Source organism: Caulobacter sp. CCNWLW153, from assembly GCF_036889365.1.
GTDB lineage: Bacteria > Pseudomonadota > Alphaproteobacteria > Caulobacterales > Caulobacteraceae > Caulobacter > Caulobacter radicis.
In genome coordinates, this window is the sequence record NZ_JBAKFV010000001.1 from 26,070 (window position 1) to 42,388 (window position 16,319).

Annotated in this window: 12 protein-coding genes; 7 read left to right on the plus strand and 5 right to left on the minus strand. The window is 68.3% G+C overall.

The window, feature by feature from the left end:
* Nucleotides 1-8 precede the first annotated feature (8 nt).
* The 4 genes from V6S85_RS00095 to V6S85_RS00110 all read left to right on the plus strand — a co-directional run bounded on the left by V6S85_RS00095 (nt 9) and on the right by V6S85_RS00110 (nt 6,708).
* Nucleotides 9-455, plus strand: coding sequence for an RNA polymerase sigma factor (locus V6S85_RS00095; RefSeq protein WP_207780768.1), 447 nt, complete (start codon nt 9-11; stop codon nt 453-455).
* Entirely contained in the window at nt 449-1,396 is a 948-nt protein-coding gene (locus V6S85_RS00100; protein ID WP_334347549.1) for a FecR family protein, read from the plus strand. Before V6S85_RS00095 ends, V6S85_RS00100 begins: the two co-directional genes overlap by 7 nt.
* 105 nt (nt 1,397-1,501) lie before the next feature.
* The gene (locus V6S85_RS00105; protein ID WP_334347550.1) at nt 1,502-4,615 is read left to right on the plus strand and encodes a TonB-dependent receptor; all 3,114 of its coding nucleotides are present in this window, start codon (nt 1,502-1,504) and stop codon (nt 4,613-4,615) included.
* A 53-nt stretch (nt 4,616-4,668) separates the two neighbouring features.
* Nucleotides 4,669-6,708, plus strand: coding sequence for a S9 family peptidase (locus V6S85_RS00110; protein ID WP_334347551.1), 2,040 nt, complete (start codon nt 4,669-4,671; stop codon nt 6,706-6,708).
* Between the two features lie 4 nt (nt 6,709-6,712).
* Here V6S85_RS00110 and V6S85_RS00115 read toward each other — a convergent pair whose 3' ends face one another.
* Together V6S85_RS00115 and V6S85_RS00120 are read right to left on the minus strand one after the other, a co-directional pair.
* Nucleotides 6,713-6,892 (minus strand): hypothetical protein, encoded by a 180-nt coding sequence (locus tag V6S85_RS00115; protein ID WP_133244793.1) that lies wholly within the window; start codon nt 6,890-6,892, stop codon nt 6,713-6,715.
* A gap of 54 nt (nt 6,893-6,946) precedes the next feature.
* Complete coding sequence (locus tag V6S85_RS00120; protein WP_101717966.1) at nt 6,947-7,177, minus strand: DUF5961 family protein; 231 nt, start codon at nt 7,175-7,177, stop codon at nt 6,947-6,949.
* Between the two features lie 328 nt (nt 7,178-7,505).
* Between V6S85_RS00120 and V6S85_RS00125 the strand changes: the two genes are divergently transcribed.
* Nucleotides 7,506-8,747, plus strand: coding sequence for an MFS transporter (locus V6S85_RS00125; protein WP_334347552.1), 1,242 nt, complete (start codon nt 7,506-7,508; stop codon nt 8,745-8,747).
* On the opposite strand, the gene V6S85_RS00130 is transcribed toward V6S85_RS00125, so the two are convergent.
* On the minus strand, nt 8,744-10,255 hold the full coding sequence (locus V6S85_RS00130; protein ID WP_334347553.1) for a DHA2 family efflux MFS transporter permease subunit: 1,512 nt from the start codon (nt 10,253-10,255) through the stop codon (nt 8,744-8,746). The genes V6S85_RS00125 and V6S85_RS00130 overlap by 4 nt on opposite strands.
* 197 nt (nt 10,256-10,452) lie before the next feature.
* Here V6S85_RS00130 and V6S85_RS00135 point away from each other — a divergent pair, with 197 nt between their 5' ends.
* The gene (locus V6S85_RS00135; protein WP_334347554.1) at nt 10,453-11,178 is read left to right on the plus strand and encodes a DOPA 4,5-dioxygenase family protein; all 726 of its coding nucleotides are present in this window, start codon (nt 10,453-10,455) and stop codon (nt 11,176-11,178) included.
* Nucleotides 11,179-11,208: 30 nt separating this feature from the next.
* On the opposite strand, the gene rhaT is transcribed toward V6S85_RS00135, so the two are convergent.
* Nucleotides 11,209-12,276 (minus strand): L-rhamnose/proton symporter RhaT, encoded by a 1,068-nt coding sequence (rhaT, locus tag V6S85_RS00140; RefSeq protein WP_334347555.1) that lies wholly within the window; start codon nt 12,274-12,276, stop codon nt 11,209-11,211.
* Nucleotides 12,277-12,545: 269 nt separating this feature from the next.
* Between rhaT and V6S85_RS00145 the strand changes: the two genes are divergently transcribed.
* Nucleotides 12,546-15,350, plus strand: coding sequence for a TonB-dependent receptor (locus tag V6S85_RS00145; RefSeq protein ID WP_334347556.1), 2,805 nt, complete (start codon nt 12,546-12,548; stop codon nt 15,348-15,350).
* Nucleotides 15,351-15,363: 13 nt separating this feature from the next.
* On the opposite strand, the gene V6S85_RS00150 is transcribed toward V6S85_RS00145, so the two are convergent.
* A complete protein-coding gene (locus V6S85_RS00150; RefSeq protein ID WP_334347557.1) occupies nt 15,364-16,260 on the minus strand; it encodes a LysR family transcriptional regulator in 897 nt (298 codons plus the stop codon).
* Nucleotides 16,261-16,319 lie beyond the last annotated feature (59 nt).

Below are 16,319 nucleotides of genomic sequence, written 5' to 3' on the forward strand. Positions count from 1 at the left end.
GCGGGCTCGTGCGCCGGATCACGCGGATCACGCGTGATCCTTCGGGCGCCGAGGACGTCGTGCAGTCGGCGATGGTGCGCATGCTGGAATACCGGCGCGCCAATACGCTCAGCAATCCGGAAGGCTTCGTCGCTCGCGCGGCGGTCAACCTGGCGATCGACGAACGCCGCCAGCGCGCCCGTCGCCCCGAGGAGAACCTGGATTTCGTCGAGGACGCCCTGGCCGACGCCGGTCCGCTGCAGGACGAGGTCCTGCGGGCGCGGGAGCGCCTGGCGCGGCTCAAGCTGGGGTTGGCGCGCCTTAGTCCTCGGACACGCGAAGTCTTTTTGCTTCACCGGCTGGAAGGGCTGAAGTATCGGGAGATCGCCGAACGGCTGGGCATCACGGTCAGCGCGGTCGAAAAGCACGTGGCCAAGGCGGCCCTGTTCCTGACGAAATGGACCGAGACGTGGTGAAGCCGCAGCGCGATCTGGAAGCCGTTCGCCGCGAAGCGGCCGACTGGCTGGCGCGCCTCAGAAGCGACTCGCGCACCCAGGGCGACGAGGCCGGCTTCAAGGCGTGGCTGGATCGTTCCGAGGACCATCGCACCACCTTCGACGCCCTGACCTCGACCTGGGAATTGGCCGGGGCCCTGCGCCACGATCCCGAGATCGCCGCCGCGCCGCCGCGCAGGCCTGCGCGGCTGGCCCGCCGGGCGGTGCTGGCCGGGGCCGGCGTTTCGGCGGTCGGCCTGGGCTGGCTGGCCTTCGCGCCCGAGGTCTACGCCACCGGCGTGGGCGAGACGCGCACCCTGCACCTGGACGACGGCTCGTCCGTGCTGCTCGACGCCGACAGCCGGCTCAGCGTGCGCATCGACGGCCGCCAGCGCCGGGCCGGGCTGGACAAGGGCAGGGCCTTCTTCCGCGCCGCGCGCGATCCGGCCCGGCCGTTCGTGGTGGCCGCCGAGGGGCGCGAGATCGTCGGCGACGGCGGCGACGCCTTCGGGGTCTCGGTGCTGTCGCGGACGGTGTCTGTGGTGGCGGTCGAGGGGCAGGTGCTGGTGATGACGCCGGGCCAGCCGTCGGGGCGCATCACCGCCTCGGCCGGCCAGCGGGTGATCGCGACGGCACAGGGGCCCGCGCGCCGCGAGGCCGCCGACGTGCAGTCGGCCACGGCCTGGCGGTTCGGCCAGGCGGTGTTCGACGACCAGACCCTGGCCGAGGCCCTGGCCGAGATGAACCGCTACAGCCGCCGGCGCATCGAGCTTGCGGATCCCGCGCTGGAGAGCTTGAGGATCAGCGGCGTCTACAAGGCCGGCGACAACGAGGCCTTCGCCCGCTCGGTGGCGACGCTGCTCGATCTCGACGTCCGCGCCAATGGCGGCGGCCTGCTGATCGAGCCCCGCGGCGGGGCATGAACCGGTCGCCACGACCGCTCGAAAAAAGTTGCTGAGGAAAAATCGACCTCCGTCGTCAGGCCTCTTAAGCCCGAAAACGTCGGGCCGAGAGGGGACTAGAATTTCATGACGATGGGGAAAGACGGCCGTCTGCGCCGCATGCTGGCCGGATCGGCCGCCGTGGGCGTTCTGCTGACGGCCGGGGCGGCCTTCGGCCAGGCCGTGACCGTGGACGTGCAGGCGCAATCGCTGGACAAGGCGCTGCGCGAACTGGGCAAGGAAACGGGGACCAACATCCTGTTCTCGCCCAAGACCGTCTCGGGCCGCCGCTCGGCCGCCGTGGTCGGCAAGTACACCCCGCTGGAAGCTGCTCGCCGCATGGCCGGTTCGGCCGGCCTGGAAGTGGTCGAGGACGGCGCTGGCGCCCTGATCGTCCGCGCGCCGGGCGCCGCGCCCGCCGCCACGCTGCAGCCGGCCTCGTTCCAGACCGTAGATCAAAGCCCTTCTGTCGAGGTTGAAGAAGTCGTGGTGACCGGCTCGCGCCTGCGTCGCACCACCTTCGACAGCCCGTCGCCGGTCGTCGAGATCGAGCGCGAGGACCTGCTGGAAAGCGGCTATGTCGACATCGCCGAAGCCCTGACCGACATGCCGGGCGTCGACATCGGCGTGAACCTGTCGACCAGCCAGTCGGCCGTGCAGGACAACGGCCTGTCCACCGTCAGCCTGCGGGGCCTCGGCCAGAACCGCACCCTGACCCTGATCGACGGCCACCGCACGGTGTCCAACGCCGGCAACATGAACGCGGTGAGCCTCAGCTCCATCCCGCAGTTCTTCGTCGACCGCATCGAGGTCAGCACCGGCGGCGCTTCGGCCGTCTACGGCTCGGACGCCATCTCGGGCGTCGTCAACATCATCACGACCTCCAAGATGGATGGCGTGAAGGCCCGCGTCGTGGCCGGCGCCACCGACGACGGCGGCGGCAGCAGCACCGAATACTCGATCGCGGCCGGCAAGCGCTTCCTGAACGACAAGCTGTTCGTCATGGCGGGCGGCACCTTCGAGAAGCAGGACGCCCTCAACGCGACCGACCGCAAGTGGGCGCTCCAGTCGGTGGTCTATGATCCCGACACCAACACGGTCTCGGGTCCCGACCTGTCGACCTACACGCCGGGCGGCCGCTTCCGCACCAACGCCTTCTACTATGACGAGGGCGGCCTGAAGCAGAACTTCGTCACCGCGGTGAACGGTTACGAGACCCGCACCAACGGCACCCTGATCACGCCGGCCAAGCGCTCGTCCGGCGCGCTGAAGATCGCCTACGACGTGACGCCCGACCTGAAGATCTGGGCCCAGTTCCAGGCCTCGCGCGTGACCACCAACTCGGTGCGCGAGCCCTACGGCCTCTACAACTCGACGACCTACGGCGTGAACGACGAGTTCACGATCGGCAACATTTCGCGGACCAATCCGTACGTCCCGACCGCGATCTATTCGGCGGCGACCACCACGATCAACTTCCGCCGCCGGATGACCGAGGTCGGCGAGCTCGAGATCTACAACCGCCGCACCACCCTGCGCGGCTGGGCCGGCGCCGAGGGCAAGGCCTTCGGCGACTGGGACTGGGGCCTGACCTACGGCTACGGCGAGTACGACGGCTATCAGGTCCGCCGCAACGGCCTGAACATGGCCAACGTCAAGAACGCGCTGAACGCCGAGCGCACCTCGGCCGGCGTGGTCCAGTGCCGTGACGCGGCGGCCCGCGCCGCCGGCTGCGTGCCCCTGAACCTGTTCGGCATCGGTTCGATCACGCCGGAGATGGCCGACTACATCCGGGCCAACGTCTGGTATCGGCCGCAAAATCGCCAGGACACCGTCGAGGGTCACATGACCGGCGAGCTGTTCCAGCTGCCGGCCGGCCCGATCCAGACGGCGTTCGGCTTCGAGCTTCGCCGCGACAAGACCCGCACCACCACCGACGAGCTGACCCAGAACGGCCTGACCAACTTCGCCTACATCCCCGAGTACAGCGGGGTGGTGAAGACCAAGGAAGCCTTCATCGAGGCCTCCGCGCCGCTGGTGAAGGACCTGCCGTTCGTCTATCGCCTGGAAATCGACGGCGCCGTGCGCGTCGCCGACTACAACCTGCAAAACGTCGGCACCACGCTCAGCTATCGCGCCGGCCTGCAATGGGCGCCGGTCAAGAGCCTGCGCTTCCGCACGGCCTGGAGCCGGGCCCAGCGCGCGCCCGACACCACCGAGCTCTACTCGCCGCCGCGCGACGACTTCGACTCGATCGTCGACATCTGCTCGGGCGTGACGGCCAACTCGTCGGGCACGATCGCGCAGAACTGCCGCGCCAACCCGGGCATCGCCGCGGCGATCGCGACCAATGGTTCGTTCGTCTCGGAAGTGACCAGCGTCAACGCGCCCAACGGCGGCAATGTCGACCTGAAGGAAGAGACCGCCGACACCCTGACGGTCGGCTTCGTGTTGCAGCCGACCTTCCTGCGCGGCTTCAACCTCAGCCTCGACTACTACGACATCAAGATCTCGGATGCGATCTCGTCGCTGTCGAACGCCCAGCTGATGGCCGAGTGCTACGGCTCGGCCGGCGGCACGGACAACCGGTTCTGCAACGTCATCACCCGTGACGCCGAGGGCCAGATCACCCGGATCCTGAACCTTGAGGAGAACCTGGACGACCTGCGCGCCAGCGGCGTCGACGTGGCCGTGCGCTACCGCTTCGACCTTGACCGCTGGAATGTGCCGGGCGACTTCACCTTCCGGGCCAACTATGGCCGTCGTCTGAAGCTGGAGACCCGCTACCAGGGCATCGACGGCACGATCCTCAACGACGACCTGGGCGAGGTCGGCTCGTCCAAGCACGAGGGCAGGGCCAGCATCGCCTGGCGCAACAGCCACTGGAACCTGCAGTGGTCGGCCACCTACATCGGCAAGGCCGTGGACGACAACGACCTGGCCGCCGCCTATGCCGAAGCCGGCCTGGGCACGCCGCTGTTCTCCAACGTCGCCGCCTTCTGGCGCCACGACCTGTCGGTGCGGTTCTCGCCCGATCCGAAGAACAAGGACCTGCGCGTCTTCGGCACGGTGCGGAACGTGTTCGACAACGAAGGTCCGTTCCTGCCCAGCGGCACGGAGTCGGGCAACGACTACAACTACAGCGCCGTCTACGGCGTCACCGGTCGGACCTTCACCCTGGGTCTGCAACTGGCGTTCTGACGCATCTCGCCGGCGCCTTCGGGCGCCGGCGAACCCCTTCTCCGGAGCTTCCCATGACCCTGTCCCGCCTGGCGGCCCTCGCCGCCGGAGGCTTGCTCGCGCTTTCCGCGCCGTCGGCCTGGTCCGCCCCCAGCGCCCAAATCGCGCCGCGCGCCATGACGGCCGTGGATCTAGTCGGGCTGGAGAAGCTTTCCGATCCCAAGGTTTCGCCCGACGGTCGGTTCGTCCTCTATTCGGTGGGCCGCGTCGACTGGAAGGCCAATGCCGTGCAGGACGACCTGTGGCGCGTCGACCTCGATGGCTCGGATCCCCGTCGCATGGTCGAGGGGCCCGCGTCGGGAGCGGCCTGGGCGCCTGACGGTCAGCGCTTCGCCTTCGTCGCCAAGCGCGACGGCGACGCCACGCGCCAGATCTATGTCTCGCCGATCGACGGCGGCGAGCCCAAGCGCCTGGGCAAGGTCCGCACCAGCCCGTCTTCACTGCGCTGGTCGTCGGATGGCTCGGCGATCTACTTCCTGGCCGCCGCGCCCGACGGCAAGGCCCTGGCCAAGCGCAAGCGCGAGAAGGACGACATGCTGTCGTTCGAGACCCCGCAGGGGCGCGGCCGCCTGTGGCGCATCACCCTGGCCGACGGCAAGGCCGAGCCGGTGATCGAAGGCGAGTTCGAGGTCGAGGCCTTCGACCTGTCGGCCGACGGAAAGGCCATCCTTTATCGCCGCGCGCCGTCCGACCTGCTGGATGACAATCCCAAGTCCGAGCTGTGGCTCAAGGACGGGAAGGGGGGCGATCGCCGCCTGACCGACAACGACTTCCAGGAGAGCACGCCGCGCCTGTCGCCCGACGGCCGCTCGGTCCTGTTCCTGGCCACGGCGGAGAACGGCCGCTACGGCACGGTCAATCCGAACCTCTTCGTGCTGCTTGCCGCCGGCGGCGCGCCGCGCGAACTGGTCCACGGCCTGCCCTACGAGATCGAGGACGCGGTCTGGTCGGCCGACGGCCGCGAGATCTACATCACCGCCACCACCGGCGTTCGCCGCGAACTGTTCGCGATCGACGTCAAGAGCGAGGCGGTGCGGCCGCTGGCGCGAGGCGACCACGCGGCCGGCGACGTCACCCTGACCCGCGACGGCAAGACCGCGGTGTTCTTCAAGGCCTCGGCGACCTCGCCGGGCGAGGTGTTCCGGATCGATCCGGCGCGCCCCGCGCCCGTGCAGGTGACCCACCTCAACGACGACATCGCGACCCGTTTCCGCCTGCCGCGCCAGGAGGCGATCCAGTGGACCGCGGCCGACGGCCAGGCCCTGGAGGGCCTCGTCACCTATCCGCTCGACTACCAGCCCGGCCGTCGCTACCCGCTGATCGTCCAGAGCCACGGCGGGCCGCGCTCGTCTGACGTGTTCAACATCTTCGCCTACGGCCGCTTCAATCCGCTGCTGGCGGCCAAGGGCGTGATGACGCTCAGCGTCAACTATCGGGGCGGCACGGGCTACGGCGACGAATTCCTGCAGGGCATGAACGCCGGCTACTTCCGCCATGCCGACAAGGACGTGCTGTCGGGCGTCGACAACCTGATCGCCAAGGGCCTGGTCGATCCGGACAGGCTGGGCGTGATGGGCTGGAGCGCCGGCGGCCACATGACCAACCGCCTGATCACCGTCACCGACCGCTTCAAGGCCGCGTCCTCGGGCGCCGGCGCGGTCGACTGGCCGTCGATGTACCTGACGTCCGACACCCGCTGGCAGCGCAGCGAATGGTTCGTGACCCCGCCCTACGGTTCGGCGGCCCGACGCGACCTCTATGTCGACAACTCCCCGCTCAGCCAGCTCGACAAGGTCAGGACCCCGACCCTGATCCTGGCCGGGGCCGAGGACGAGCGGGTGCCCTGGACCCAGTCGGTGATGCTGCACCGGGCGCTGAAGGCGCTTGGCGTCGAGACCGAGCTCTATCTGGCCCCGCGCGAGCCGCATAACTTCCGCGAACTGCGCCACCGCCTGTTCCAGGTGAACGTGCAGATGGACTGGTTCAGCAAGCGCGTGCTCGGCCAAGGCTACGACTGGAGCGCGGCCCCCGATGCCAAGGACGAGACCGACTGACCGCCTATTGCAACGGCGTGTCGTAGGGGCGCTGCTCGTCGGGATCGACAGGCGGCGACCTCGGCGGATCCTCGAACGGGACGACCGGATCGTCGATCTCCGGCGGCGGGCCGTCCGGCGGGATCTCGGGCGGCGGACGGCCGGGCGTGGGATCGGGTTGCGGCGGCGCGATCGGATCGGTCATGAGCATGTGCATGATCGACCAACGCACGGGCCCATGGCGGGGGTCCGCCGAAATCTACTGGCAGGCCGAGGTCTCGCCGCTCTCGAAGTCCACGCGGAAGCAGTGCTCGACGCCGGTCTCGACGTCGCGGACCACGACGGAGGCCTGGCCGTAGGAGTCCACCTCGGGATGCCATGCCTCCATGAAGGCCACGGCCGCCTCCTCGAAGGTTTCCGCGTCCACGCCGTGGGCGTGGTCGCAGCCGTCGTGCAGGGCGTGGACTCGGAAGGTGCGGGTCTCGAACATGGCGTTTCCTCCGGACATTCAACGCATGGCGAGCGCGGAGGATTCAACGCCCGTCGCGGTTCGCCGTCCAGAGGGCGACGTGGAATTCCAGGGGCCGGCCAAGCGAGTAAGGCTCAACGGACTTATCGGTATCCCTCAAGTCGCTGCCAAGGCGCTGGAATGGCGGAATTTTTCGCCCCTCTGCCCGAGCCGCCGAGGGCGCCTGAGAAGTTCTGCGCCTCCGCCCTGAATTTCTGGCCGGCCGTGGAGCAGCAAAGGTCAGGTTGCAGCCTTACCTATCCGACCAGTCCAGGCCGGGTCGCGCCCGCCTGTCGCGGTGGAGGGTAGCATGCAGAGTTCAGTATTGGCCGAGCGCGTCGACGACGTGGACGTGGCGACGGAGGCCGAGCCGCCCGCCCTGTGGTCCGGCGTCATCGCCCTGACGATGGGGGTGTTCGCCCTGGTGACGTCGGAGTTCCTGCCCGCCAGCGTGCTGACGCCCCTGGCCGCCGACCTCGGGGTCAGCGTCGGAGCGGCGGGACAGGCGGTGACGGCCACGGCCGTGGTCGGCGCCTTCGCCGCGCCCCTGACGCCGGTGCTGACCGGCCGGTTCGACCGGCGCCTGGTGATGCTGGGCCTGATGGTGGTGCTGGCGGTATCGAACCTGCTGACCATCTTCGCCGCCAACCTGCCGGTGCTGCTGGTCGCCCGGGTGCTGCTGGGCGCGGCCCTGGGCGGCTTCTGGTCGATGGCCGCGGCCCTGGGCATGCGGCTGGTGCCCAAGGCGGCGATCCCCAAGGCGATGTCGCTGATCTTCGCCGGTGTGTCGATCGCCACGGTCTCGGCCGCGCCGGTCGGGGCCTATGTCAGCGACACCCTGGGCTGGCGGGCGGCGTTCGTCATCGCCGGGATCGTCGGCCTGGCGGCGCTGGCCGCGCAAGCCTTGACCCTGCCGCGCCTGACCCCGACCTCCGTTCCGCGCCTGGGAGGCCTGGTCGAGGTGGCGCGACGTCCTGCGGTGGCCGCCGCCCTGGTCGGCGTGCTGCTGGTGATCTCGGGCCACTTCGCCGGCTTCACCTATGTGCGCCCGGTGTTGGAGCAGGTCTCCGGCCTCGACGTCGCGGCGATCTCGCTTAGCCTGCTGGCCTTCGGCGTCGCCGGCTTCTTCGGCAACCTGGCCGGAGGGGCGCTGGTCGGCAGGGACCCGCGCCTGTCGATCCTGGGCGGCGCGGGCCTGATCGCCGTCGCCGCCACGGCGATCGTCGCCCTGGGCAGCGTCGGCTGGGTCGCCGCCCTGGCGCTGACCCTGTGGGGCTTCGCCTTCGCCATGCTGCCCGTCGGCTTTCAGGCCTGGGCGACCTCGGCGGCGACCGACCAGGCCGAACTGGCCGGCGGCCTCCTGACCTCGACCTTCCAGGTGGCCATCGCTCTGGGCGCGGTGCTGGGCGGCCTGCTGGTCGATCGCCTGGGCCCGCTCAGCGCCCCGGGCTACGCCGTCACCGCAGCCCTGGCCGGGGTGATACTGGTGCTGGCCGTGCGTCGCGGCGAGGCCCGCCGGCAGTCCGAGACCGCCTGCCAGGCCTGCGGCTAGTCCTGGTCCCGGCGCCGGCCCGACAGGTCGGCGCCGGCGTCCGCCGCGAATCTTCGGTTCCAGATCGTCGCCGAGGCCGAGATCGCCGTGACGATCAGGAAGGCCAGGGTGAAGTCGGCCAGCCTCGGCCCCGAATGGCCGCCCGCCAGCATGCCGACATGAAGCGCCAGGGCGCCGGCGCACACTCCCAGCGACAGCATCAGCTGCTGGAAGGTGGCGTAGAAGCTGGTCGCCGCGCTCATCCGCTCGGGCGGGATCTCGTCATAGGCGATGGTGTTGTAGGCGGTGAACTGGAACGACATGCAGAACCCGCTGATCATCAGGGTCAGGAAGATCAGCCAGGTCGGCCAACCGGGCCTGAACAGGCCGCAGACCGCATAGCCGGCGCTGGCCGCGAGGCCCCCGACGATCATGCTGTTGCGAAAGCCGAACCGGCGCAGGATGCGCGGGGCCAGGCTCTTCATCGCCAATGAACCGATGGCGCCGGCGATGGTGATCGTGCCGCTGGCCGCCGCGGTCATGCCGAACCCCAGTTGCAGCATCAGCGGCAGAAGGAACGGCTGGGCGCCCTGGGTAATGCGGGTCAGCGAGCCGCCGATCACCGATAATCTGAAGGACGGCACGGCCATCAGCGACAGGTCCAGGATCGGGTCGGCGCGGCGCTTTGCATGACGCAGGTAGAGGCCGCCCGCGACCAGGCCGACGGCGATCAGCGCCAGGGCCATGGGCAGCTCGCCGTCGCGGCTGGTCATCTCGAAGCCGAACAGCAGGCAGCCCAGCGACACGCCCGACAGCAGGAAGCCGACGGGATCGGCCCGCACCGGCGTCTCGCCGCGCACCTCGTCGATGAACAGGGTGACCAGCACGATCCCCAGCACCCCGATCGGGATGTTGAGATAGAAGATCCAGCGCCAGTCCAGGTAGGTGACGATGAAGCCGCCGATCGGCGGGCCCAGGATCGGGCCGATCAGCGCCGGGATGATCAGCCACGACATCGCCGAGACCATGTCCTGCTTGGCCACCGAGCGCAGCAGCACCAGCCGACCGATCGGGATCATCATCGCCCCGCCCACGCCTTGCAGGAAACGGGCGAAGATCAGGAACGGCAGGCTGGTCGCCTGTCCGCACAGCACCGATCCGCCGACGAAGACGGCGATGGCCAGGCGGAACACGGTCTTGGAGCCGAAGCGGTCGGCCAGGCGTCCGCTGGCGGGAATGAAGATCGCCAGGGCCAGCAGGTATGCGGTGAGGGCCGAGCTCAGGCTGGTGGCCGGCACGCCGAAGTCGCGGGCCATGGTCGGCAGGGCCGTGGCCAGCACCGTAGCGTCCATCTGCTCCATGAACAGCGCGCAGGCGATGATGACGGCGACCAGGCGATAGGGCGGCCGTTTGGCGAGATCCTGCTCGGGCGGGCCGGGCGCGCGAGTGACGCCGTCGGCGGCGGGCAGGATGCCGTCGCGGACCTCGGAATTGATCGAGGCCAGACCGCGACGCCTCAGCCTCGTCACGCACCCGTCTCCCGAGGGAAAGTCGTCGGCGTTGTAGCGGGGAAGGGGAAGCTGACTGGCACGGGCGGTCCTGGAGAGGTGGTCGAACGGGCGGGCGCAAACTCGTGCGTAACGGCAAGTCGGGTCAAGCAACCGTCAGCTTTTCTGAATTCCTATTGAATTGATCTGAATTGTGACGATGGTCGGGGAGAGGCCTGATGGGCCGCAAGCCAAGCTTCGTCCGTACGAGTTTCCCGATGACCGACCCGACCCCCTCCGCCCGCGCCGCCACGCACGACGAGCCCGAGATCCAGCGCCGAAACCTGCTGCTGGCTGGCGGCGTTGCGGCCGCCGCGGCGGGTCTGGCCGCGCCCGGCGCCGGCAAGGCGCAGGAGGCCTCGCAGGTTCCGCCGCCCGCGCGCCAGCCGCGCGCGCCGGCTGGCGGCAAGAGCCCCTGGGGCTACGACACCTGGAAGCAGGCCACGCCGCAGCCGGTCTCGATCCGGCCCGGCGAGGCGCCGTTGCCGCAGCGTCCGCGCGCCTATACCGACATCAAGAGCTATCACGCCCACGTCTATTTCGACGAGGACACCTCGCAGAAGGCCGCCCTGCTGCGCCGCTGGGTGTCGGAGCGTTTCGTCGTCGAGCTGGGCGACTGGAACCTGACCCCGCGCGGGCCGCACGTGACGCCGTCTTTCTACTTCGGCTTCACCAACGACCTGCTGCACGTGATCCTGCCGTGGCTGCAGCTCAACAGCCTGGGCCTGACGATCCTGCTGCATCCGAATACGGACGACCCCCGCTCGGACCACCTCTATTACACCGCCTGGATCAACCGCTCGCAGCCGGTGAACGGTTACGGCATGAAGAAGCCGGGCGAGGGCGAGCCGCCGGTCGAGTTGATCTACCCCAACACCAAGCCGTTCCTGCCCATCGAGACGTGAGGGCCAATCGAGCCGTGAGGGAAGGGGGTCTTACGCCCCCAGCATGTTGCCGTAGCCGATCACAACGGTGGCGCCGACCAGCAGGGCCACGCCGGTCCAGACCATGTTGCGCACGGCGGGGCGGGCGTCCTTCCACTCCTTGAAGGCGAAGCCCCACAGGGTGCCGAAGATGATGATGCTGGCCATGTGCAGGGTCCAGCTGGAGAAGCCGAACTTGCCCATCTGGCTCTCGCCCATGGTGTAGAAGAAGAACTGGAAGTACCAGGCCACGCCCGCCAGGGCGCTGAGCAGGTAGTTGGCCAGCAGCGGCGGCTTGTCGGCCGATTCCTTGCCGCTGGAGGCGCGGCCGATCCACTGTCCGGCGCTGCGGTTCTTGGCGATCAGGAAGGCGCACCAGACACCGTTGGTGATCAGGCCGCCGAACATCACCAGACACAGCACCGGCAGGCCGGTCCACAGCGGGCCGGTGCCGGCGGCGGCCGAGATCGCCTTGATCGGTTCGCCCGCCGCCAGGCCGAAGGCGAAGCAGGCCGACATGATCCCGGAGAAGATCGCCACGGCCAGGCCCTTGCGGAAATCGAACTCGGCGACGGCCGCGCGCTTTTCCTCGGGCGATAGGTCGCCGTCCTTCTTGGCGCCGGCCCAGGCCACCACGACGATGCCGGCCACCGTCATCAGGAGGCCCAGCAGGATGATCCGTCCGGAGGTCGAGCTCAGCAGGGCGTCGGCGAAGGTCCCGCGCACCAGCGGCGGAATAAGGGTGCCGAACACGGTGCACAGGCCCAGCACCACGGCCATGCCCAGCGACAGGCCCAGATACCGCATGGTCAGGCCGTAGGTCAGGCCGCCGAAGCCCCACAGTACACCGAACAGGACGCAGAGGCCGGCGATGTGCGGAGGGACCTGGCCCATCACGCCCAGCAGGTCGCGTGTCTGGAGGGAAGCGAAGAACCAGGGCGCCAAGAGCCAGGAGAACACGCCCCCGGTCAGCCAGTAGATCTCCCACGACCAGCGCCGCACGCCGCGGAAGGGCACGTAGAAGCTCGCCGAGGCCAGGCCGCCCAGCCAGTGGAAGAAAACGCCTAAAAGCGGATTCATTGGCGTCAACTCCCATATATCAGAATGATTTTCTAATTAATGGGATCATCGCGACCGAGCGGGGCTTTGTCAACGAACCGGGCCGAGCGTCGCTGCAAGGACACGGTGGTGGGCATTTCTTCCGTGAAACACTGTGTGGCGCTCGACATGCGCATGATTTCGCGGTTATCGTCCCGACTATAGGGAACTAATCCCATAATATGAAATTTGTCGACCTTGGCGTCATCCGATGGCCCTGAGCAACGACAAGTCGCAACTGGAGAGGAAACATGAAGACCACCATCAGCGCGCACCTGCGCTCCAGCGCCTCGCGCCTCGCCGTCGCGGCCGTCCTGCTTTCGGCCCCCGCCATCGCCCACGCCCAGGCCGCGCCCGCCACCGGCCAGACCGTCGAGCCCGACGCCGTCGAGGAAGTCGTCGTCACCGGCATCCGCGCCTCGCTGCGCAGCGCCATGGACGTCAAGCGCAACTCGCTGCAAGTGGTCGACAGCATCTCGGCCGAGGACATCGGCGATTTCCCCGACAAGAACCTCTCCGAAGCCCTGCAACGGGTGACGGGCGTGCAGATCAGCCGCCAGGACGGCGAAGGCCGCGGCGTCAGCATCCGCGGCGCCGATCCCAGCCTCAACCGCGTCGAGATCAACGGCTCGTCGGCCCTGTCGCTGACCGTGGGCGGCGGCGACCGCGCCGTCGATTTCCGCGACATTCCTGTCGAGTTCGTCTCGCGCCTGGACGTGGTCAAGTCGCCGACGGCCGACATGGCCGAAGGCGGCATCGGCGGCACTGTGCGGGTCATCACCCGTCGTCCGTTCGACAGCAAGAAGCCCTTCGTCGCCGGCTCGGTGCAGGGCGTCTATTCGAACCTCGCCAAGGAATACGATCCCAAGTTCGCCCTGATCGGCAGCCGCACCTTCTTCAACGACACCCTGGGCGTCCTGCTGTCGGGCACCTGGGAGAACCGTCACCTCAACAGCAACAACGCCCGCACCACCGGCTGGCTCGACCGGGCGCCGACGCCGACCGGCGTCAACTCGCTTCCGGGCCGCAGCTCCGACGTCAATGGCGACGGCAAGCTGGACTTCATCCCGGACATCCCGCGCTACATCGTCGACCGTCGGGAGACCGAGCGCAAGGCGCTGAGCACCGTGGTCGAGTGGCGTCCTACCGACAATTTCAAGGCCTATTTCGACGCCACCTACGCCACGGCCACCGAGCAGGTGAACAGCTCGTTCCTGCAACTGTCGGGCAGCAGCGGCGCCATCGACTACAGCAAGACCACCCTGGGCGCCGACAACACGGTCAACCACATCGAACTGGTCAGCGCGGCCGGCCTGCCGATCGACCTGGCCTATCGCAACATCCTCGGCAACCTTGAGCGGACCCAGTACACCACGGCCGTCGGCGGCGAATGGAAGCTCGACAAGTGGGTGTTCGACGCCCGCTTCGACTACTCGAACGCCGAGGTCCAGAACAACGAGATCAACTCGACGGCGACGATCTTTGGCGTGCCGCGCGCGGTTATCGACTACAAGGGCGGCAAGGGCGCGCCCAACATGTCGTTCCCGGGGCTGGACGTCACCACCGGCCAGGGCGTCAAGAGGATCGACGCGCTGTTCAACCCGCGCAACAATACCTCCGAAGAGACGGCCCAGCAGTTCAACATCACCTACAAGCCGGAAGGTTCGTGGCTGACCTCGATCAAGGCCGGCGTTCAGGCGCGTCAGTTCGAGACCGACCAGATCCTCTATCAGCGCACGACGCGTCTGAACTGTCAGGGAGACAGCAGCTCCGGCGCCATTGGTGCGGTGGCCACCTCGTGCGCGACGCTCGAGGACATCATCAACATCAATTCGACGGTCCAAAGCGTGCCGTTCTTCAAGACCGGCGACCTGGGCTATTCCGGCGGCATCCGCCAATGGAACGACAACACCATGGCCACCTATGCGGCGACCCTTGCCGTGGCCGGCCGCAACGACGACGTCTACGCCGTCAACCCCAACGCCAACACTGCCGCACGCTACGGTGATCCCGGCACCTACCAGGCCTTCCTCGATACCTGGTCGGTCGAGGAAAAGACCCGCAGCGCCTATGTGCAGGCGAACTTCGAGTTCCACGAACTGCGGGTGCCGATCAGCGGCACGCTGGGCGTGCGCGTGGTCGACACCGAGACGCTGTCGACTGGCTACAACCGCGTCCAGGCCGGGACGACGGCCAACCCGATCGTCAACTTCGTGCCGGGCGAGCAGGAGGGCGGCTACACCAAGACCCTGCCGTCGCTGAACCTGCGCGCCGAGTTCATTCCCGGCAAGCTGGTCGGCCGGGCCGCGGTCAGCAAGGTAATGGCCCGCGCCGCGCCGGCCCAGCTGGCCCTGCGCCGCAGCATCGACCAGATCGGCTTCACCGGATCGCGCGGCAATCCCGACCTGCAGCCGTTCGAGGCCACCGCCTACGACGCGGGCCTGGAATGGTACTTCAACCGCGAGAGCTTCGTGTCGGCGACCTATTTCCGCAAGGAGATCTCGTCGTTCATCATCAACCAGACGACGCCCGAGGTGATCGACGGCCAGACCTACGCCATCAACCGTCCGATCAACGGCACCGACGAGGTGACGATCGACGGCCTGGAAGTCGGCGGTCAGTACGCCTTCGACTTCCTGCCCGGTCCGTTCAACGGCCTGGGCGTCCTGGCCAACTTCACCTACCAGAAGGACAAGGGCTTCAAGGGCACGAACCGCCTGACCAACGAGCTCCTGCCGTTCCCGGGGCTGTCGCGTAAGAGCTACAACGTCTCGCTCTACTACGAGGACGACAAGTTCAGCGCCCGCGCCTCCTACAACTGGCGTGGCGACTGGCTGATCACCCCGACGGGGCGCGGCAACCTGCCGGAGTTCAACAAGGCTTTCGGCACGCTCGACGTCTCGGCCAGCTACAACGTCAACGACAACATCACCGTGTTCGTCGAGGGCGTGAACCTGACCGACGAAGTGCGTCAGGAATACAATGCCGACGCTCGCCAGATCGGCAACGAGACCTTCGGCTCGCGCTACTTCTTCGGCGTCCGCGCGAAGTTCTAAGGACTGCCAGCGATCAGCCTGGCTCGGTCAGCTTCAGGAAGTTGGCCAGGGTCGGGCTGATCTCGCCTTTCCGCCAGGCCAGGCCCGTCTCCAGCTCGGGGGCGGTCCCGGCCAGCGGCACATAGGTGACGCCCGTGCGCGCCAGGTTGCGCAGCGAGGCGGGAACGAGCGCGACGCCAAGGTCGCTCGACACCAGGCTGATGATCGTCTGCATCTGGATGGCTTCCTGGGCGATGCGCGCCTCGCCGCCCAGCAAGCGGTAGTGGCCGGTGACCAGGTCGTGGAAGTTGGGCGCCACATGCTTGGGAAACAGGATCAGCGGCGAGGCCAGCAGTTCCTCCGCCGACAGCACCGCGTCGCTGGCGATACGTCCCTCGTCGATCCAGGCGCTGGGCACGGCCGCCACCAGCGGCTCGCGCAGCAGCCGGCGATAGGCGAGGGCAGGGGGCAGGGGCTGATCGGTTGGCGGGATGATGATCCCCGCGTGCCGCTCGCCTTCGACCAGCGCCGGCAACTGCACGTCGCTGGTCGCCTCGAACAATCGGATCTCCACCTCCGGATAGGCCTGGGAGTAGCGCCGCACCAGCGAGGGCAGGACGCTGTAGTCGGCGGTGCTGACGAACGACAGCGCCAGATACCCGCTTTGGCCGTCCCGCATGCGCCGCGCCGCGCCGGGCAGGGCGTCCAGCGCCGCCAGCGCCTCCTGCACCTGCGGCAGCCACTGCTCGCCCAAAGGCGTCAGTCTCACGTTGCGCTTGGTGCGCACGAACAGCGCCGCGCCCAGTTCCTTCTCCAGCGCCATGATCGACTGGCTCAGCGGCGGCTGGGTCATGCGCAGCCGTTCGGCCGCCCGGCCAAAGTGCAGGGTCTCGGCCACGGCGGCGAAATGGCGGAACTGCCGGACGTCCATTTGATATCTCGTGCGACCTAATGATCGCCTTTTAATATATTTTGCTCGCGCGGTCAGCG